Origin of the sequence: Saccharothrix sp. BKS2, from assembly GCF_047689505.1 — a bacterium.
Taxonomy (GTDB): Bacteria; Actinomycetota; Actinomycetes; order Mycobacteriales; family Pseudonocardiaceae; genus Actinosynnema; species Actinosynnema lopnurensis.
In genome coordinates this window covers 177,383-196,784 of sequence record NZ_JAUQOL010000002.1, presented here as the reverse complement: position 1 = coordinate 196,784, position 19,402 = coordinate 177,383, and the positions used below count along the sequence as shown (strand labels likewise).

16 protein-coding genes are annotated in these 19,402 nt (G+C 72.3%); 8 read left to right on the top strand and 8 right to left on the bottom strand.

Annotated elements, in window-relative coordinates; translation table 11 throughout:
• The first annotated feature begins 28 nt into the window (after window positions 1-28).
• The 3 genes from Q5530_RS03560 (at window position 29) to mctP (ending at window position 2,755) form a co-directional block, all read left to right on the top strand.
• Window positions 29-727, top strand: a complete 699-nt coding sequence (locus Q5530_RS03560; protein WP_415360690.1) for a GntR family transcriptional regulator — start codon at window positions 29-31, stop codon at window positions 725-727.
• 124 nt (window positions 728-851) lie between these two features.
• The gene (locus Q5530_RS03555) at window positions 852-1,118 is read left to right on the top strand and encodes a DUF3311 domain-containing protein (protein WP_415360689.1); all 267 of its coding nucleotides are present in this window, start codon (window positions 852-854) and stop codon (window positions 1,116-1,118) included.
• Between the two features lie 2 nt (window positions 1,119-1,120).
• Window positions 1,121-2,755 (top strand): monocarboxylate uptake permease MctP, encoded by a 1,635-nt coding sequence (gene mctP, locus Q5530_RS03550; protein ID WP_415360687.1) that lies wholly within the window; start codon window positions 1,121-1,123, stop codon window positions 2,753-2,755.
• Window positions 2,756-2,875: 120 nt separating this feature from the next.
• On the opposite strand, the gene Q5530_RS03545 is transcribed toward mctP, so the two are convergent.
• The 6 genes from Q5530_RS03545 to Q5530_RS03520 all read right to left on the bottom strand — a co-directional run bounded on the left by Q5530_RS03545 (window position 2,876) and on the right by Q5530_RS03520 (window position 11,391).
• Window positions 2,876-3,781, bottom strand: a complete 906-nt coding sequence (locus Q5530_RS03545; RefSeq protein ID WP_415360686.1) for an ROK family protein — start codon at window positions 3,779-3,781, stop codon at window positions 2,876-2,878.
• Window positions 3,782-3,846: 65 nt separating this feature from the next.
• A complete protein-coding gene (locus Q5530_RS03540; RefSeq protein ID WP_415360684.1) occupies window positions 3,847-6,036 on the bottom strand; it encodes a hypothetical protein in 2,190 nt (729 codons plus the stop codon).
• A 39-nt stretch (window positions 6,037-6,075) separates the two neighbouring features.
• The gene (locus tag Q5530_RS03535; RefSeq protein ID WP_415360683.1) at window positions 6,076-6,843 is read right to left on the bottom strand and encodes an amino acid ABC transporter ATP-binding protein; all 768 of its coding nucleotides are present in this window, start codon (window positions 6,841-6,843) and stop codon (window positions 6,076-6,078) included.
• A gap of 4 nt (window positions 6,844-6,847) precedes the next feature.
• Window positions 6,848-7,660 (bottom strand): amino acid ABC transporter permease, encoded by an 813-nt coding sequence (locus Q5530_RS03530; RefSeq protein ID WP_415360681.1) that lies wholly within the window; start codon window positions 7,658-7,660, stop codon window positions 6,848-6,850.
• Between the two features lie 74 nt (window positions 7,661-7,734).
• The gene (locus Q5530_RS03525; protein ID WP_415360679.1) at window positions 7,735-8,553 is read right to left on the bottom strand and encodes a transporter substrate-binding domain-containing protein; all 819 of its coding nucleotides are present in this window, start codon (window positions 8,551-8,553) and stop codon (window positions 7,735-7,737) included.
• 156 nt (window positions 8,554-8,709) lie between these two features.
• The gene (locus tag Q5530_RS03520) at window positions 8,710-11,391 is read right to left on the bottom strand and encodes an MGH1-like glycoside hydrolase domain-containing protein (protein ID WP_415360677.1); all 2,682 of its coding nucleotides are present in this window, start codon (window positions 11,389-11,391) and stop codon (window positions 8,710-8,712) included.
• A gap of 225 nt (window positions 11,392-11,616) precedes the next feature.
• Here Q5530_RS03520 and Q5530_RS03515 point away from each other — a divergent pair, with 225 nt between their 5' ends.
• Window positions 11,617-12,102, top strand: a complete 486-nt coding sequence (locus Q5530_RS03515; protein ID WP_415360676.1) for an HIT family protein — start codon at window positions 11,617-11,619, stop codon at window positions 12,100-12,102.
• Window positions 12,103-12,122: 20 nt separating this feature from the next.
• Here Q5530_RS03515 and Q5530_RS03510 read toward each other — a convergent pair whose 3' ends face one another.
• Entirely contained in the window at window positions 12,123-13,565 is a 1,443-nt protein-coding gene (locus Q5530_RS03510) for a M20/M25/M40 family metallo-hydrolase (protein ID WP_415360674.1), read from the bottom strand.
• A 434-nt stretch (window positions 13,566-13,999) separates the two neighbouring features.
• Here Q5530_RS03510 and pdhA point away from each other — a divergent pair, with 434 nt between their 5' ends.
• Genes pdhA through Q5530_RS03495 form a run of 3 tightly spaced genes read left to right on the top strand, consistent with a single transcriptional unit; the run spans window position 14,000 to window position 17,659 of the window.
• Window positions 14,000-15,193: a pyruvate dehydrogenase (acetyl-transferring) E1 component subunit alpha gene (pdhA, locus tag Q5530_RS03505; RefSeq protein ID WP_415360672.1), complete on the top strand. Its 1,194-nt coding sequence runs from the start codon at window positions 14,000-14,002 to the stop codon at window positions 15,191-15,193.
• Window positions 15,193-16,221 carry an alpha-ketoacid dehydrogenase subunit beta gene (locus Q5530_RS03500; RefSeq protein ID WP_415360671.1) on the top strand — a complete coding sequence of 343 codons (1,029 nt, stop codon included), beginning with the start codon at window positions 15,193-15,195 and terminating at the stop codon, window positions 16,219-16,221. The genes pdhA and Q5530_RS03500 overlap by 1 nt, the downstream gene beginning before the upstream one ends.
• A gap of 10 nt (window positions 16,222-16,231) precedes the next feature.
• A complete protein-coding gene (locus tag Q5530_RS03495) occupies window positions 16,232-17,659 on the top strand; it encodes a dihydrolipoamide acetyltransferase family protein (protein ID WP_415360670.1) in 1,428 nt (475 codons plus the stop codon).
• Between the two features lie 42 nt (window positions 17,660-17,701).
• Here the strand turns inward: Q5530_RS03495 and Q5530_RS03490 are convergent, their stop codons facing one another.
• The gene (locus Q5530_RS03490) at window positions 17,702-18,325 is read right to left on the bottom strand and encodes a hypothetical protein (RefSeq protein WP_415360668.1); all 624 of its coding nucleotides are present in this window, start codon (window positions 18,323-18,325) and stop codon (window positions 17,702-17,704) included.
• A gap of 146 nt (window positions 18,326-18,471) precedes the next feature.
• Between Q5530_RS03490 and Q5530_RS03485 the strand changes: the two genes are divergently transcribed.
• Window positions 18,472-19,374 carry a MerR family transcriptional regulator gene (locus Q5530_RS03485; protein WP_415360667.1) on the top strand — a complete coding sequence of 301 codons (903 nt, stop codon included), beginning with the start codon at window positions 18,472-18,474 and terminating at the stop codon, window positions 19,372-19,374.
• The last annotated feature ends 28 nt before the right edge of the window (window positions 19,375-19,402 follow it).

Genomic DNA, 19,402 nt, shown 5'->3' with positions numbered 1-19,402 from the left:
AGTTGTTCAACGAGTAGACTCGACCGCCATGACGACCGTCGAGTCCGACGACTGGCTCAGCAACCTGGCCAAGGAGCGGGCCGACCTCGACCGGTCCACCACCGCCGAGCGGGTCGCGGACAAGCTGCGCGACAGCGTCCTCGCCGGCCACATCAAGCCCGGCAGGCAGCTCAACGAGAAGGCGCTCGGCGAGGCCCTCCGGGTCTCCCGCAACACGCTGCGCGAGGCGTTCCGCCTGCTCACCCACGAGCGCCTGCTCGTGCACGAGTACAGCAGGGGCGTGTTCGTGCGCGTCCCCGAGGTGGCCGACATCCGCGACCTCTACGCCGCCCGCCGCGTCATCGAGACCGGCGCCGTCCGCCACTGGGACCGCGCCCCCGAGGCCGCCCGGCAGGCCGTCCGCGACGCCGTCGCCCTGGGCGTCGGCCGGCGCGAGCGCGACGACTGGTCCGGCGTCGGCACCGCGAACGTCCGGTTCCACCAGGCCGTCACCGCCCTCGCCGGCAGCTCCCGCCTCGACGAGGAGATGCGCCGGCTGCTGGCCGAGCTGCGCCTCGCGTTCGTGGTCATGGGCGACTCGCGCGTGTTCTACGAGGACTACCTGACCCTCAACGAGGAGATGCTGGCGCACCTCGACGCCGGTCAAGTCCCGGAGGCGGAACGGGCCATGCTCCGTTACCTCGACCGCGCCGAGGAGCACCTGGCGACCGGATTGCGCGACAGCTGACGGGGGCATGGTCACGATCCAGCTACGTCACCCGTAGGTAACCCACTCGACATGGTGACTGCGATCCCCCTCCCGGCCTAGCATCGCGCGACACCGTGTCACCAGGGCCGTACGGAGGGCGCACATGCCGTCTGCTCGAAAATCCAGCCTCCGCTGGAGCAACTGGAACCTGCTGCTGCTCATCCCGCTGCTCATGCTCGTCACACCGTGGTTCAACTCCGACGAGCCGCGGCTGCTGGGGTTGCCGTTCTTCTACTGGTACCAGTTCGCCTGGGTCCCGGTCGGTGTCCTCTGCGTCGGCCTGGTCTACCTGAAGACCAAGGACGAACCGGTGGTCAAGGGCAAGCCCGACCTGCTCGGCGTGGACGACCTGGACGAGGGGGCGAAGTAGAGGTGCAGTGGGTCGAGTTGGCGGTCTTCACCGCCCTGTTCCTGTTGGTCACCGTGCTCGGTTTCCTCGCGGCGAGGTGGCAGGCCGGCAGCACGCTGGACCACCTCGACGAGTGGGGCCTCGGCGGGCGGAAGTTCGGTTCCTGGATCACCTGGTTCCTGGTGGGCGGTGACCTCTACACCGCTTACACGTTCGTGGCCGTGCCCGCGCTGGTCTTCGGCGCCGGCGCCACGGGCTTCTTCGCCCTGCCTTACACGGTCGTGCTGTACCCGATCGTGTTCCTGCCGCTGGTGCGCATGTGGTCGGTGTCCCGCGTGCACGGCTACGTGACGCCCGCCGACTTCGTCCGCGGCCGGTACGGCTCGCACTGGCTGGCGCTGATCATCGCGATCACCGGCATCGTCGCGACCATGCCCTACATCGCGCTCCAGCTCGTCGGCCTGGAGGCCGTGCTGCGCACGATGGGCCTCAACGGCTCCGGCCTCCTCGGCCACCTGCCGCTGTTCATCGCGTTCGTGATCCTCGCGCTCTACACCTACCAGTCCGGGCTCCGGGCACCCGCGCTGATCGCGTTCGTCAAGGACACCCTGATCTACATCGTCATCCTGGTCGCGGTGATCTACCTGCCCGGCAAGTTCGGTGGGTGGGGCGCGATCGTCGACAGCGCGCAGGCCAAGTTCGACGCGTCGCCCGCCCCGAGCGACGGCGTCCTGCTCAACGCCAACAACCAGCTCCAGTACGCGACCCTCGCGCTGGGCTCGGCGCTGGCGCTGTTCCTCTACCCGCACTCGCTGACCGGCATCCTGGCCTCGCGCGGGCGCAACGTGATCAAGCGGAACATGGTCGCGCTGCCCGCGTACTCGCTGCTGCTGGGCCTGCTCGCGCTGCTCGGCTTCGTCGCGATCAGCGCCGGCGTCAAGCCCATCACCAACCAGGCCACCGGCCGCCCCGACACGAACACCATCGTGCCGGTGCTGTTCGACATGGAGTTCCCGGACTGGTTCGCGGGCGTCGCCTTCGCGGCGATCGCCATCGGCGCCCTGGTGCCCGCCGCGATCATGTCCATCGCGGCGGCGAACCTGTGGACGCGCAACATCTACAAGGAGTACCTGAAGAAGGACGCGACGCCCGCGCAGGAGGCCAAGCAGGCCAAGCTGGCGTCGCTGGTGGTGAAGTTCGGCGCGGTCGCGTTCATCGTGTTCATCGACCCGCAGTTCTCCATCGACCTCCAGCTCATCGGCGGCGTGATGATCCTCCAGACGCTGCCCGCCGTGGCGATCGCGCTGTACACGCGGTGGTTCCACCTGTGGGGCCTCATCGCCGGCTGGGTCGCCGGCATGGGCTACGGCATGTGGCTGCTCTACAACATCGGCAACCCGGCGGTCGGCAAGGCGCACTTCGCCGGGTCGGCGCTGCCGCTGGGCAAGCTGTCGCTGTTCGGCTGGCACCCGTTCGGCGGGTCGACGGTGCAGATCTACGTCGGCGCGGTGGCGGTCGTGGCGAACCTGCTGGTCGCCGTCGTGGTCACGCTGATCGCGCGGAAGGCCCGGCTGTTCAACGGCACGGACGAGACCGCCGGCGAGGACTACCACGTGGACGAGGACAGCGACCGCGTGAAGCCCGTGGCCGCGCACTGACCTGGTCCCGGGTCCGGTCTCCGGTCCGATCCCCGGCCTGGTCCCGGGTCCGGTCTTCGGCCCGGTCCCGGTCCCGGCCCCCGGCCCCGGCGCTCCCCGCGCCGGGGCCGGGGCGCGTTTTCAGGCCCCCAGGACGAGCGCGGCCGCCCCGACCAGCCCGGCCCGCTCGTCCAGCTCGGCCCGCTCCACCCGGAACCCGTCCAGGTAGGACAGTCCACAGTGCTCGGCGACGGTGCGCCGGACCGGGTCGAGCAGCAGCTCCCCGGCCCGCGCCACCCCGCCGCCGACCACCGCGAGGTCGAGGTCCACCACCGCGGCCGTGGCCGCGATCGCCAGCCCCACCGCCCGCCCGGCCCGCTCGAACGCGGCCCGGGGGATCTCCTCACCGGCCCCGGCCGCCGCCGCGAGCAGCGCCGCGTCCGCGTCGTCGGGCGCCAACCAGCCCTGCCGCCGCGCCCAGTCCACCATCCGGGGCCCGCCCGCGACCGTCTCCGCGCACCCGCGCCCACCGCACGCGCAGGGCTCGCCGCCCGGTTCGACCACCACGTGCCCGAGGTGCCCGGCGTTCCCGGTGCGCCCGCCGAACGCCCGCCCGCCCAGCACCAGCCCGCCGCCGACCCCGGTGCTCACCACCAGCCCGACCATGAACCGGCTGCCCCGGCCCGCGCCGAGCCAGTGCTCGCCCAGCGCCATGCACGGCCCGTCGCCCGCCAGCTCCACCGGCACGCCGGGCAGCAGGTCGGCGACGCGGTCGCGCAGCGGGAAGCCGCGCCACGCCGGGACGTTGATCGGCCCGACCGTCCCGGCCGCCGTGTCCACCGGCCCCGCGCAGGCGATGCCGACGCCCGCCACGCCCTCGCCGCGCAGCACCTGCTCGACCACGTCCACCACGGCGGCCCACGTCCGCTCGGCGCTCGCGCGCGGGGTGCCCACGCGCGCCGCGCGCAGCACCGCGCCGCTCCGGTCGACGAGCGCGCCGGCGATCTTGGTGCCGCCGACGTCCAGGGCCAGCACCAGGTCCGTCACGCGGATCAGACTAGGTCACGCCGCGCCCGCCCCCGGCGGACGACCGACGCCCACCCGATCCCGGCTCACCGCTTCAGCACCCGCGTCAGGCCGGCTGCCACCGTGGTCGCCAGCACCCACCCCAGCACGATCAGCCCCGACGCGATCCACTGCGACGCCCCCGGCGTCTGCCACCGGTTCTTGTTCCCGAAGTCCACGATCGGCACCACCAGGTCGATGGTGAACAGCCACGGGTTCCACGGCAGGTGGTCCTGCTCGTTGATCTCGTCCAGCGGCGGCCCCGCCGCGAACCACGCGCTGCCCAGCAGCCACGCCACCACCAGCCACCCGACCGCCCGCGCCGGCCGGTACCCGTACCCCACCATCGCCCGCTGCGCCCAGCTCCACACCAGCACGAGCGGCCGCCGCCAGCCGCGGCCCTCGGCCACCGCCCGGTACCTCAGCCGCTGCTTCTCCACCAGCACCGCCGACGCGTGCTCGTCGTTGCCGCTCGCCCTCAGCATCTCCGCGAACTGGTCGTAGGGCCCCGGCCGGTACGTGCGCCGCATGGCCTGGCTCAGCCACCGCAGCCGCCGGGCCACCTCCTGGTCGTCGCGCAGGTCGATGGGGCGCCGCAGCGAGTCGTACCGGAACTCCTCCAGGTCGATCCGCCCGGTCGCGCCCCAGAAGTTCTCGTTGTCGTCCAGCGACGTGCAGCGCACCTGCCGCAGCGTCACGTCGCCGCGCGGCGGGGTGATCGGCGTGACCACCAGCTCCTGCACCTGCATCCCCAGCACGTTCAGCGCGTGCGCGTCGAGCTTGTCGCCGAGCACCGCCCCGGCGAACGTCGCCATCCGCCCGACCTGCGCCCGCCGCGCCCGCACCCCGCCGTGGGCCACGAACTCCTTCTCGCCGCGCGCGCAGATCAGGTCGCGCCCGATCACCGCCCCGCCGACGTCCAGGGACGGCTTCCCGGCGGGCTGGTGCCGGTACCGGCCGGGCCGGGTGAGGCGGCTGCCGCGCAGGTCGAGGTTGGCGCCGACGTGGACGCCGCGCAGCTCCAGCCCGCCGGTGACCTCGACCTGGCGCGCGTTCAGGTTGCTGCCGACGCGCGACCGGTTGCCCAGCACCGCGTCGGCCCGGGGGTTGTCCAGGGTGGACCCGTCCAGGACCAGGCTGCCCTTGGCCTGGAGGTCCACCATCCGCAGCTGACCGCGCACCCGCGCCTGCCGCCCGATGATGTCCCCGCCGACCTGCGCGCCGTCCAGGTGCAGCGCGCGCCCGTACCCGGTGGGTTCGGCGACGTCGGTCCGCAGCGCCCGCCCGTAGCCGGTCGGGTCGTCCGCCTCCGGGCCGCCCGCGTCGAACACCCCGCCGGACAGCGACAGCGTGCCGCCGAGCGCGGCGTTGACCATCCGCACCGTCCCCGTGCTGCTGAACCCCCGGTCGAGCTGCACGTCGCCGTCCACGGTGAGGCGGTCGAACACCAGGGTGGCGTTGGGGTCGGAGTGCGGGTCGAGCGCGTCGTCGTCGGCCCGGCCGTCGGTCGCCACCGCCCCGCGCAGCGTCAGCGCCGAGGACACCCGGGCGCCCGCGAGCAGCACGGTGCCGCGGAACCGGCAGTCGGCCATCAGCAGGTTCCCGCCCACGTGCAGCCCGGTGCCGTTGACCGAGTGCCCCCGCGGGTTGTCCAGCTCCCCGCCGCTGAGGTTGCAGTACCCGCCGACGCGCCCGCCCGCCAGGCGCAGCTCGCCCGAGACCCGCACGCGCTGCGCCAGCAGCCCGCCCGCGAGCTTCAGCCGGTCGGCGTGGAACGCGATGCCGTCCGGCGCGGCGCCGCCCGACGCGCGCAGCACCGCGTCCCGCAGCGACAGCGACCCGGCGACGTCCGCGTCCACCAGGTCCACCAGGCCCTCGACGGTGCTGCCGGCCAGCGAGACCTCGTTCGCGCAGGACAGGTTGCGCCCCATCAGGCCGGGCAGCCGGCAGCCCTCGAACCCGATGCCCGCGAGCTTGCCCTGCCGCAGGTCCGGCGGCGCCTCGAACCGGCACCGCACGAACTCCAGCAGGTACGGGAACTCCACCGCCCGCAGGTCCAGCTGCCCGGTCAGGTACCGGTCGGCCACCCGCACCACCGGCGGCATCCCCGCCCGCCGGCGCGGCAGCCGCCACGCACCCTCCTGCTCCCCGACCCCGCGCAGCACCTCGGCCGCCGACAGGCGGGAGGAGCGCGGCGGGTCGGGGTCGAACACGTCCAGCCGCGCCCCCTCGCCCATGTGATCGACAATGGGGGTTGCGCGGGTGCCCGCGCAAGGTCAGGGAGCGGTCGGTCCCTGGTGGGTCGGGTTGAGCACGCGGGCCAGGAACGATCGGGTCCGCTCGTGCTGCGGCGCCCCGATGACCTGCTCGGCCGGGCCCTCCTCGACCAGGTACCCGCCGTCCATGAACAGCACCCGGTCGGCCACCTCGCGGGCGAACTGCATCTCGTGCGTCACCACGAGCATGGTCATGCCCTCGTCCGCGAGCTGCCGCATCACGCCGAGCACGTCGCCGACCAGTTCGGGGTCGAGCGCCGAGGTCGGCTCGTCGAACAGCATCACGTCCGGGTCCATCGACAGCGCCCGCGCGATCGCCACGCGCTGCTGCTGGCCGCCGGACAGCTGCGCCGGCATGGCGTTGACCTTCTCCGACAGCCCGACGCGCGCGAGGTTGCGCAGCGCGACCTCCTCGGCCTGCTTGGCGTCCCGCTTGAGCACCTTGCGCTGCGCCACGGTCAGGTTGTTCAGCACGCTGAGGTGCGAGAACAGGTTGAAGCCCTGGAACACCATGCCGATGCGGGTGCGGGCGGCGTCGATGTCCGCGTCCGGGTCGGTCAGCTCGACCCCGTCCACCACGATCTTGCCCGCGGTGGGCTCCTCCAGCAGGTTCACGCAGCGCAGCAGGGTGGACTTGCCCGAGCCGGACGGCCCGATGACGCACACCACCTCACCGCGCTCGACCCGCACGTCGATGCCCTTGAGCACCTCCAGCGGGCCGAAGGACTTCTTCAGCCCGGTGATCTCCACCGCGATCTCGGAGCTCACTTCCTCACACCTCCGTCGATGCGGGTGTCTTGATCTTCTTGCCGCCCGTGCGGCGCTCCAGGTGCCGCGACAGGTGGCCCAGCGGCAGGGTGATGATCAGGTAGCACAGGCCCGCGACCAGGATGGGCGTCAGCGTCGGGTTCTGGCTCAGCGTCTCGCGGCCGAACTTCGTCAGCTCGTACTCGGCCCTGGTCAGACCCACCACGCTGATCAGCGAGGAGTCCTTGGTGAGCAGGATCAGCTCGTTGGTCAGCGGCGGCAGGACGATGCGGAACGCCTGCGGGATCACCACGGTGACCGTGGTCCGGAACGGGGACATGCCGAGCGACCTGGCCGCCTCGATCTGCCCCTTGGGCACGGCCTGGATGCCCGCGCGGATCGTCTCGGCGATGTAGGCGCCGCCCGCGAGGCCCAGCGCCACGCCCGCCTTGGACGCGGTGTCGAAGGCGATGCCGAACGCCAGCGGCACCGCGGTGTCGATCGCGATGAACACCAGCAGCGCGGGCACCCCGCGGAAGAACTCGATGTAGATGGTGGCGAGCCAGCGGTAGGGCGCCACCGACGACAGCTTCATCAGGGCCAGCACCAGGCCCAGCGCCAGGGCGATGGCGAAGCCGAACGCCGTGTAGAGCAGCGTGTTCTTGAACGCCACCGTCAGGATGCCCGGGAACATCTCCCGGGCGGTGTCGACGTCGAAGAACGACCGGCGCAGCTCGCCCCAGTCGGCGATGAACGCCAGCAGGAGCGCGACCACGAGCAACAGGACGTACTGCGCGCGGCGGGAGAGCGTCGACCTCCGCCGCTTGGACATGGCCATGAGGGATCTCCTCCGGGAAGCGGGGACAACGAGAGGGGCCGGTGCCCGACGGCACCGGCCCCGGGGTCAGCCGGTTACTTCGACTCCGGCTTCTTGCCGAACCACTTCTCGTAGATGCGGTCGTACTCGCCGCTCTCCTTGGCCTTCTTCAGCACGTCGTTGACCTTGGTCTGGAGGGCGGTGTTGCCCTTCTTCATGCCGATGCCGTACTGCTCGTCGGTGGCGAACTCGGCGGTCACCTCGGTGTCCGGGAACTCCTTGGCGTAGTCGAGCATCACGCCGTTGTCGTTGATCGCCGCGTCCACCGCGCCGGTCCGCACCGCGGTCGTCAGCAGCGGCAGGTCCTCGTACTCGACGACCTCGTAGCCGTTGGCCTCGGCGTTCGCCCGCCCGTACTCCTCGCCCGTGGTGTCCTGCTGGACGCCCAGGCGCTTGCCCTTGAGGGCCGGCAGGTCCGCGATGCCGGAGTCCTTCTTGACCAGCAGCACCTGGCTGGCGTCGAAGTACGGGTCGGAGAAGTCGATCGCCTTCTTGCGGTCCTCGTTGATGGTCATGCCGGCGGCGGCGAGGTCGCAGTCGCTGGTGCTGAACACCGAGCCCGAGGTGATGTTGTCGAACGGCGTGTCGAAGATCTCCTGCGTGACGCCCAGGTCCTTGGCCACCAGGTCGACCAGGTCCACGTCGAAGCCGACGGTCTTGTCGCCCTCGGTGTACTGGAACGGCTTGTAGGACAGGTGGGTGCAGGTGATCAGCTTGCCGTCCTGGACCAGGTCGATGGTCGAGCCGTCCCCCTGCGAGCCGGTGTCCACTCTGGTGGCGCACGCCGTCATCGTCGCCGCGAGGGCGAGCACGGGGAACAGGGCAAGCGCGGCGTGCCGGGTACGACGGGCCACGGCGTCACTCCTCGTAACTGTGTCGGTAGAGTGTTCGGCATACTGCCACTTGGGTGACACCAGGGACAGCACGTGCGTGTTACGGACCTTCGGTTCCCGGCTTTCCTGTGTCACAGGTGGCGAAAGACCGCAAAATATGCGGCCATTTGGGTTAAGTCACACAATTGGTGCACTCGCCGCGCCGGTTTGGCGACTGTCCGTCAGCAGCGAGGCGACCAGCGCGGTCCACCCCGTTTGGTGGGTCGCGCCCAGTCCCTCGCCCGTGTCGCCGTCGAAGTACTCGCTGAAGGTGACGTGGTCCCGCCACAGCGGCGAGTCGGTCGACTCGATCCGCTTGCCGTCCGCCGGGCGGCGGCCGTCGTGGTCGGGCAGGAACAGCGACACCAGGCGGCTGACCAGCTCGTCCGCCGCCCGACCGGCGGTGACGAAGCGGGTCGAGCGGGTGGGGAGTTCCACGTGGAACCTTCCGCCGTGGAACTCCTCGACCGTGCGCAGGGCCTCCACGAGCAGCGCGTTCGTCGGGAACCACACCGGGCCGCGCCAGTTCGAGTTGCCGCCGAACATCGGCGTGCGCGACTCGCCCGGCTCGTAGCCGATCCGGTGGTCCTGGTCGGCGACCTGGACCTCCAGGCCCTCGCGGTGCGCCGCGGACAGGCTGCGGATGCCGTGCGGCGACAGGAACTCGCCCTCGTCGAACATCCGGGTCAGCACGCGCCGCAGCTTGCGCTCGTCCAGCAGGCTCAGCAGCGCCCGGCCGTCGTGGCGGGTGACGAACTGGCGCAGCTCGGGGCGCCGCGCCAGGCAGTGCTCCAGGCGGCGCACGAACCCCGGCAGCTCCTCGAACACCCACGGCTCCAGCACCGCGCACGCCAGCACCGGGATCAGCCCGACCATCGACCGCACCCGCACCGGCTTGGACTCCACCGTGCCGTCCGGCAGCCGCCGCGACACCACGTCGTAGCAGAAGCCGTCCGTCTCGTCCCAGAGCCCGCGGCGGCCCGAACCGAACTGGGTGGACGCCTCGGCGATGCTCATGAAGTGCTCCACGAACTTCGTGGCCACGTCCTCGTACGACTCGTCGTGCCGCGCCAGCTCCAGGGCCATCTGCATCAGGTGCAGGCTGTAGGCCGCCATCCACGACGTGGCGTCGGACTGCTCCAGCCGCCACTGGCCGAGCATCGGCTCCGACCGGTTCACCGGGCCGATGTTGTCCATGCCGAGGAAGCCGCCCTCGAACAGGTAGCTGCCGTCGGCGTCCTTGCGGTTGACCCACCAGGAGAAGTTCAGCAGCAGCTTGTGGAAGACCTTGGCCAGGAACCTCCGGTCCCCGACCTCCTCGGACCGGTACACCTGGAGCGCCGCCCACGCGTGCACCGGCGGGTTGACGTCGCCGAACTCCCACTCGTAGGCGGGCAGCTGCCCGTTCGGGTGCATCAGCCACTCCCGGCACAGCAGGAGCAGCTGCTCCTTGGCGAACGCCGGGTCGACCCGGGCCAGCGGCACGGTGTGGAACGCGAGGTCCCAGGCCGCGAACCAGGGGTACTCCCACTCGTCCGGCATGGAGATCACGTCGGCCACGTCGAAGTGCCGCCAGTGGGCGTTGCGGGCGTGCGGGTTGCGCCGGGACTGGGGCGCGGCGGGCTGCGCCGGGTCGCCGGCCAGCCACTCGGCGGCGCGGAAGCGGTAGTGCTGCTTGGTCCACATCAGGCCCGCGAGCGCGCGCCGCACCACCGCGGCCCGCTTGGGGTCGAGGTCGGTGCGGTGGAACTCGTCGGCCTCCTGCTCGCGCTGGTCGAGCGTGTCCTGGAAGCTCGGGCCGAACGCGTCGAGGTGGCCGTCGTCCTGGACCAGCCGCAGCCGCACGGTCACCGACTCGCCGGGCTCGACCGGGTCGAACGAGTACCAGGCGGCCACCTTGGTGCCCGGTTCGCCCGCCTCGTCCGGGCCGATCACCCGGCACGCCCGGCTGTCGCGGCCCACCACGTACCGGTCGATGCCGTCCTTGGTGTAGCGGGTGGGGTTGGCCTGCTTGCCGAACAGCTCGACCTCGTTGGTCTCGTTGTCCGTGACCAGCAGCGTCGGCGTGCCCTCGACGTGCAGCGTGTAGCGGCCCAGCGCGCCGTGCTCGGCGGTGATCCGGCGCCAGCCGTCGGTGGTGCGCGCGACCAGGGAGGGCTTGCGGTCGTCCCGGCCCCACGCCCAGGTGTTGCGGAACCAGAACTGCGGCAGCAGGTGCAGCGGGGCCGGGTCCGGGCCGTGGTTGGTGGCGGTCAGCTCGACGCAGATGTCGGTCGGGCCCGCCTTCGCGTAGGTGACCGCGACGTCGAAGAACCGGTTCTCGTCGAGCGCGCCGGTGTCGGACAGCTCGGGCTCGCGGTCGGTGCGGCTGGCCAGCCGGGCGCTCTCGCGCAGCTCGGCGTAGGGGAACTCACCCTGCGGGTAGCGGTAGACGACCCGCATCCAGGAGTGCGTGGGCGTGCCGTCGGTCACCCACCAGTGCTCCTTGGCGTCCTCGCCGTGGTTGCCCTCGTTGTTGGTCAGGCCGAAGTACCGCTCCTTGAGGATCGGGTCCCGGCCGTTCCAGAGCGCGACCGCCAGGTTGAGGAACCCGTGCACGTCGCAGATGCCCGCGATGCCGTCCTCGCCCCAGCGGTAGGCGCGGGAGCGGGCGTGGTCGAACGGGAAGGACCGCCAGGCGTCACCGCCCGCCGAGTAGTCCTCCCGGACCGTGCCCCACTGGCGTCCTGCGAGGTAGGGGCCCCAGAAGCGCCAGGGAGCGGTGGGGGAGTCGGACCCCGCCAGTCGCGCCCGCTCCGCCTGCCGGTTGAGCTCGTTCACTGGGCCAGTGTGCGGCATCGGTTCAGTAAAGCGGTTACCGGTGAGTTAGGTCATTGCCGTGAAAGGTGTTGCGAACACCGTTTTCATCACTCTCCGTGTTGGCCGGCCCGGCGCTGGGCCATCCGGGGCGCGGTGCGCGCTCCACCGCAGGTCGGGCGCGGCTCCGGCCGCGAATCCGGCCGCGGGTCTCGATCTCGTGGGCGGTCCCACCCGAAGATGGGGCGCATGACCCAGCAGGACACGACCTGGCGGCGGGACCGGATCGGTTCGGCGCTGCGCGGGGACAACCCCACCGTCCTCGCCCGCCTCGAAGCCGGCTTCGCCGTGGTCGGGGACGCCCAGTTCCTCCCCGGCTACTGCGTGCTGCTCGCCGAAGACCCGCGCGTCGGCCGGCTCACCGACCTGCCCCGGCCCCGCCGCCTGCGGTTCCTCGCCGACGTCGACCTGCTGGCCGAGGCCGTCGAGGTGGTGTGCGGGCGGCGCGACCCGGGGTTCCGCCGGGTCGACGTCGAGATCCTCGGCAACGCCGTCCCGCACCTGCACGCCCACGTCCGCGCCCGCTACGGCTGGGAGCCCGCCGAGCGCGTGGACGACCCCGTCCACCTCTACCCGCCGGAGGTCTGGGCGGACCCGGCCACCGCGCTCGGCCCGCGGCACGACGAGCTCCGCGGCGACCTCACCGCGGAGCTCGACCGCCTCCAGAAGCTCTAGGTCCCCGGCGTTCCGGGGTTCTAGCGCTTGGCGTGCGCGTCCAGCACCACCGACACGGCCTCGGTGATCCGCGTCGCGTGCGCCAGGTGCAGCCACTCGTCGGGCACGTGGCAGTTCGAGTCCGGCCCCACCGCACCCGTGACCAGGAACTGCGCCTCCGGGTACGCCTCGTGCAGCAGCCCCATGAACGGGATCGACCCGCCCAGCGAGACGGTCCGCCAGGGCGCGTCGAACACCTCCTCGCCGACCACGTCCAGCGTCCCGCGCAGCCACGGCGCGAGCTCCGGGGCGTTCCAGCCGTCCGCGTGCTCCACGCGCGACAGCTCGACGGTCGCCCCGTAGGGCACGTCGGTGGTCAGCGCCCGCTCGACCGCGCGCAGCGCCGCGCCGGAGTCGGCCGTCGGCGGCAGGCGGAAGCTCAGCACCAGCGTGGTGAACGGCCGCAGCACGTTGCCCGCGTCGTCCGGCTGGGGCAGGCCCGCCGCGCCGGTCACCGACAGCGTCGGCCGCCACCCGGCGTTCAGCGCCAGCTCGACCTCGTCGTCGGTCACCGGGCGCGTCCCGCCCGCCCACGGCACCGGCTCCACCAGCATCCCGGGCGCGCTGGCCACCGCCTCGCGCACCTCGGCCACCCGGTTCGCGGGGACGTCCACGTGCGTCTCGCGCACCAGCACCTCGCCGGTGGCGGAGTCCTCCAGCCGGTCCAGCAGCTGCCGGGCGATGCGGAACGACGACGGCACGATGCCGCTCGACATGCCCGAGTGCAGGCCGCTCTCCAGCACCCGCACGGTCATCGTGACCTGCGCCAACCCGCGCAGCGAGGTGGTCAGCCACATGCGGTCGTAGTCGTTGCCGCCCGAGTCCAGGCACACCACCAGCGAGACCCGGCCCAGCCGGGGCCGCAGGTGGTCCAGGTAGGCGGGCAGGTCCGGGCTGCCGGACTCCTCGCCGGTCTCCAGCAGCACCACGCAGCGCGCGTGCGAGCCGCCCGAGCGCCGCACGCCCTCGATCGCCGCGATGGCGGCGTAGCCCGAGTAGCCGTCGTCGGCCGCGCCGCGCCCGTAGAGGCGGCCCTCGCGCACCACCGGCGTCCACGGCCCGAGCCCCTCGGACCAGCCGCCCACCGGCGGCTGCTTGTCCAGGTGCCCGTACATCAGCACGGTGTCGGTGTCGGTGTCGGTGCCGGTCGGCGTCCCGGCCGGGTCGGCGGTGCCGGGCACGTCCACCAGCAGCAGCGGGGTGCGCCCGGCCAGCTGGACGACCTCGACGGTCGCGCCGGGCAGCTCGCGGTCGGCGAGCCAGGCGCGCACGTGCTCGATCGCGGCGGCCAGGTGGCCGTGCGACTCCCACGCGGGGTCGAAGGCCGGGGAGATCGCGGGTACGGCGACCAGGTCGGACAGGCTGGGGAGGATGTCGCCCTCCCAGAGCTCGCGCACGGTACGGGTCAACGCTGAACGGTCCACCACCCGATCCTGTCACGCCCGACCGCCGTTTCGGTTGGTGGAAACACCCCGTGCCCCCGATGGTCGGTAGTCCACCCGTCCATCGGACGCGGACATGGGTGTTCCCCACGCGGACCGGGTCCCGCAGTGGTGCCCCGTTCTGGTTAACGAACGGTAACCAGGACAACGCTGTCCGTTGACCGGACGTGCTGCTCGGACGGCCGAAGATTGGCCTTCCTACCGTTACCGCACGTCAGGAGCTTGGGCATCCCGTAACGAAGTGGGACGGGGCTCACCAACCCGGGTGAGGCCATGTCAGGATGTGGATGAGAACACCGTCAGCGCCGACGGTTGCCCGACCCCCGACACCCAGGGGGCGACGGCGACTGGCGGTGCCGCCGCGCACGGTTGCCACAAGCGACCCGGGCGGCCTCGTAGACGAGGAGACAAGGCGCATGTCGTCCCCCGAAGAATGGACGCACCCCGGGCCGGACGTCCCGCCCGCCACCGGTGCGACACCGACCCCGGAACAGGTGATCGCCGGCTTGCGAGCGACAGACGAGGGCGGCGCCGACCTGGTGCAGCTGCTCACGCCGGAGGGCGAGCGGGTCGAGCACCCGGACTTCGACATCGACGTGACGGCCGAGGAGCTGCGCGGCCTGTACCGGGACATGGTGCTGGTCCGCCGCGTCGACCGCGAGGCCAACGCGCTCCAGCGCAAGGGCCAGCTCGGCATCTGGGTCCCCCTGCTCGGGCAGGAGGCCGCGCAGATCGGCTCGGGCCGCGCGATGCGACCGTCCGACATGGCGTTCCCCAGCTACCGCGAGCACGGCGTGGCCTGGTGCCGCGGCATCAAGCCGACCGACCTGCTCGGCATCTTCCGGGGCACCGACCACGGCACGTGGGACCCGCTGGAGCACCGCTTCCACCCTTACACGATCGTGATCGGCAACCAGGTCCTCAACGCCGCCGGCTACGCCATGGGCCAGAAGTTCGACGGCGCCGTCGGCGACTCCGACGGCGAGGCCACCGTCTGCTACTTCGGCGACGGCGCCACCAGCCAGGGCGACGTGCACGAGGGCTTCGTGTGGGCCGCGGTCTACGACGCGCCGCTGGTGTTCTTCTGCCAGAACAACCAGTGGGCCATCTCCGAGCCGACCGAGCGCCAGTCCCGCCTCCCGCTCTACCAGCGGGCCCGCGGCTACGGCTTCCCCGGCATCCGGGTCGACGGCAACGACGTGCTGGCCACCCTCGCGGTCACCCGCTGGGCGCTGGAGGAGTGCCGCCAGGGCAACGGCCCCGTGCTGATCGAGGCGTTCACCTACCGGATGGACGCCCACACCACCTCCGACGACCCCTCCCGCTACCGGCTGTCCGACGAGCTGGAGCTGTGGAAGCTCAAGGACCCGATCGAGCGGGTCAAGGTGCACCTGGTCAAGCAGCAGTGGGCCGACCAGGCGTTCTTCGAGTCGATCGAGCGCGAGGCCGACGAGGTCGCGGTCGAACTGCGCGACTACTGCGTCTCCCTGCCCGACCCACCGGCCGGGCGGATCTTCAGCGAGGTCTACGCCGAGGGCAACCCCGTCCTCGAAGCGCAGCGCGACGAGTTCCTGGCCTACCACGCCGGGTTCGCGGGAGGTGACCACTGATGGCCGCTCCGACCATGGACCGCCGCGCCGCCGACACCGGCGCGCCCGCCGCGGTGCAGACGCTGACCATCGCCAAGGCCCTGAACAACGGCCTGCGCGCGTCGATGGAGGCCGACCCCAAGGTCATCGTGATGGGTGAGGACGTCGGCAAGCTCGGCGGCGTCTTCCGCATCACCGACGGACTCCAGAAGGACTTCGGCGAGCAGCGCGTGCTGGACACGCCGCTGGCCGAGTCGGGCATCATCGGCACCGCGGTCGGCCTGGCCATCCGCGGCTACCGGCCGGTGTGCGAGATCCAGTTCGACGGCTTCGTCTTCCCCGGCTTCGACCAGATCGTCAGCCAGGTCGCCAAGCTGCACTACCGCACCCAGGGCCGCGTCAAGCTGCCCATGGTCATCCGCATCCCGTTCGGCGGTGGCATCGGCGCGGTCGAGCACCACTCCGAGTCGCCCGAGTCGTACTTCGCGCACACCGCCGGCCTGAAGGTCGTGGCGTGCTCGAACCCGGCCGACGCGTACTGGATGATCCAGCAGGCCGTCGACTGCGACGACCCGGTGATCTTCTTCGAGCCCAAGCGCCGCTACTACGAGAAGGGCCAGGTCGACACCACCGCCGAGCCGGCCCCGCTGTTCACCTCCCGCACCCTGCGCACCGGCACCGACGTGACCCTGGTGGCCTACGGCCCGATGGTGCGCACCTCGCTCGACGCCGCCGCGGCGGCCGCGGAGGAGGGGAGGTCGCTGGAGGTCATCGACCTGCGCACGCTGTCCCCGCTGGACCTGGCGCCGGTGTACGAGTCGGTGCGGCGCACCGGCCGGCTGGTCGTGGTGTCCGAGGCGCCCAGCGAGGCGTCCCTGTCCTCGGAGCTGGCGGCCAGGGTGCAGCAGGAGTGCTTCTACTCGCTCCAGGCCCCCGTGCTGCGCGTGACCGGGTTCGACACCCCCTACCCGCCGTCGAAGCTGGAGGAGGAGTTCCTCCCGGACCTCGACCGGGTGCTGCACGCCGTCGACCGCTCGCTGGCCTGGTAAGGGGATCGCTGTGCCGCAGTTCAAGCAGTTCCCCCTGCCCGACACGGCCGAGGGGCTGACCGAGGCCGAGATCCTCACCTGGCACGTGCGGCCGGGTGACGAGGTCAAGGTCAACCAGGTCATCTGCGAGATCGAGACCGCCAAGGCCGCCGTCGAGCTGCCGTGCCCGTGGGACGGCGTGGTGACCGAGCTGCTGGCCGAGGTGGGCCAGACGGTCGAGGTCGGCTCGCCGATCATCACCATCGACCTGGACCCGGCGGGCGCCGCCGCGCCCGCCGCCGCACCGGCCGGGTCGAACGGCAAGATCGCCGAGGAGACGGCGGACGGCCGGGTCGCCAACCTGGTGGGTTACGGGCCCAAGTCGGGGGCGGCCAAGCGCCGCCCGCGCAAGGGCGGCACCGCCGTGGCCCCGCCCGTGCCCGCCGTCGCGCCGCCGGTTGTCGCGCCGCCGCCGGTCGCCGCGCCGCCGGTCGCGCCCACCCCGGTCGTCCGGACCCCGGCCGTTCCCGCCCCGGCGTCTTCCCCGGCCCCCGTCCCGGCCCCCACCCCCGCCTCCGCTCCGGCTCGCGGCGGCTACGTGCCGCTGGCCAAGCCGCCGGTGCGGAAGCTGGCGAAGGACCTGGGCGTGGACCTGTACGCGCTGTCGGGCTCGGGTCCGGGCGGCGTGATCACCAGGGAGGACGTCGAGCAGGCCACCGCCCCGGCCCCCGAAGCCGTCCCCGGCCTCGCCCCCGCCGGCTCGCGGGAACGCCGCGTGCCGATCAAGGGCGTCCGCCGGGCCACGGCCCAGGCGATGGTGGACAGCGCGTTCACCGCACCGCACGTCACGGAGTTCCTGACCGTGGACGTGACGCCGATGATGGAGCTGCGGGCGCGCCTGAAGAACGCGCCGGAGTTCCGGGACGTCAAGCTCACACCGCTGGCGTTCGCGGCGAAGGCCGTGGTCCTGGCCGTGCGCCGCACGCCCGACGTCAACGCGACGTGGGACGGGGCGGCGCAGGAGATCGTCTACAAGGACTACGTCCACCTCGGCATCGCCGCCGCCACCCCGCGCGGCCTGGTGGTGCCGAAGGTCCGCGACGCCGACGGCATGTCGCTGCGCGAGCTGGCGGTGTCCCTGGAGGACCTCGCCACGACCGCCCGCGAGGGCAGGACCACGCCCGCCGACATGGTGGGCGGCACCATCACCATCACCAACGTCGGCGTCTTCGGCGTCGACACCGGCACGCCGATCATCAACCCGGGCGAGGTGGCGATCCTGGCCTTCGGCGCCATCCGCGACATGCCGTGGGTGGTGGACGGCCAGGTCGTGCCGCGCAAGGTGTGCCAGCTGGCGCTCAGCTTCGACCACCGCGTGGTCGACGGCCAGCAGGGCTCGCGGTTCCTCGCGGACGTCGGCGCGCTCCTCGCCGACCCCGGTGTGGCGCTGACGTACTGAGCCCGTCGGGGGCCGCTCGACCCGAGCGGCCCCCGACGCGCGTCAGCTCACCGACGCGTTGAGGGCCTCCATGCGCCGGTTCTGCCCGGCGGTGCCCATCAGCGCCACGGAACCGGGCGGCGCGCACCGCACGACCTGCCAGCCGAAGTCCTCCACGTGACCCCGGCCGCAGGTCGTGGCGAGCGGCGCGCCGATCCCCACCGCCTCCAGCTGGAGGTGCAACCCGGTGCTGCCGACCGTCGCGGTGCCGCCGTCGGGAACGCAGATCTGGTCCAGCCAGCCCACGTCGCCGACGTGGGCCTGGGCGCAGATCCCGCCGGTGCCGGAGGAGGACACGGCCAGCGCCTCGATCCGGCGGTGCTGCCCCGTGGTGCCGACCAGCGCCATCGTGCCGTCGGCGCCGCAGGCCCACCCCTGCCAGCCCACGTCGGCCAGGTGCGCGTTGAGGCAGATGGTTCTGGCCTCCTGCGCGCCTGGTCCGACCTCGGGTGCCGCCACCCGGACGGACGAGTTGGTCGTCGGCGCGGCGCCTCCGCCGACGACGACCGCGGTGGTCACCGGTCCCGCGGTGGTGCCGGCCGGCGCGGCGTTGGCCGGCGCGGCCGACACGGCCAACGTCGTGAGCAGCGTCGCGATCAGCGCGGCGGTTCGGTGCTTGGTGTACAAGACGGACTCCTTGCGATCGACGGGATGTTCCTCAACCGTGGCACTGCGGGCCCGGTGGACGCCTCGGCTGCCCGGGCACACTTCGCTGAGCCGTTCGAGGTCAATCGGGTTGAAGTTCCAGTGACTGGAGAGTTCAGGGTGTCCCCGTGACGCACTACTCGATCGGCGACCTGGCGCGGATGACCGGCCTGTCCACGCGGACGATCCGGTTCTACTCCGACTCCGGCCTCATCCCCGTGGCGGGGCGGACGGTCGGCGGCTTCCGCACCTACGACGTCGACGGGCTGGCGCGGCTCAAGCTCGTGAGGACCCTGCGCGACCTGGGCGTCGACCTGCCCACCGCGCGACGGGTGCTGGCGAGCGAGGTGTCCGTGGCCGAGGTGGCCCGGGCGCACGCGGAAGCCATCGACGCGCAGATGCGCACGCTCCGGCTGCGCCGGGCCGTGCTGCGGGTCGTGGCGCGGAACGGGGAGGTGGAGATGGTGCACGAGTTGGCGCGGCTGTCGGAGCAGGAGAGGCAGGCGGTCCTGGACGACTTCTTCGAGGAGGTGTTCGGCGGGCTGGACCTGGAGCCCGGCTTCGAGCAGGGCATGAGGTCCGTCCGGGTAGAGCTGCCCGACGACCCCGCGCCCGAGCAGCTGGAGGCGTGGATCGAGCTGGCGAACCTGGTGCGGGACCCGGACTTCCGCGCGTCGATCAGGAGGATGTCGGTCCGCCACCAGGAGCTGAGGGCGGAGGGCGCCGACATGTCCGGCCCGGCGCCGGAGCAGCAGGAGGCGTTCCGGTACGCGATGGCCCAGGCACGCGAGGCGATGACCGCGGGTGTCTCCCCGGGCTCTCCCGAGGCCGCCGCGATCGTGCGGCGCGTCAACGAGAAGTGGTCGACCGTCCTGGACGTCCCGGTGGGCCGGGAGTTGGCGCGGCGGCTGGAGGAGTTCGGCGACCCGAGGGCCGAGCGGTACTGGGCGCTGATCGCGAAGATCAACGGCTGGCCGGCGGTCCCGGACACGACGGCCGAGCGGGCCTGGTTGGCGGAGGCGATGCGGTAGCCGTCCGGAAAGCGGTGGGCGGGGTCTT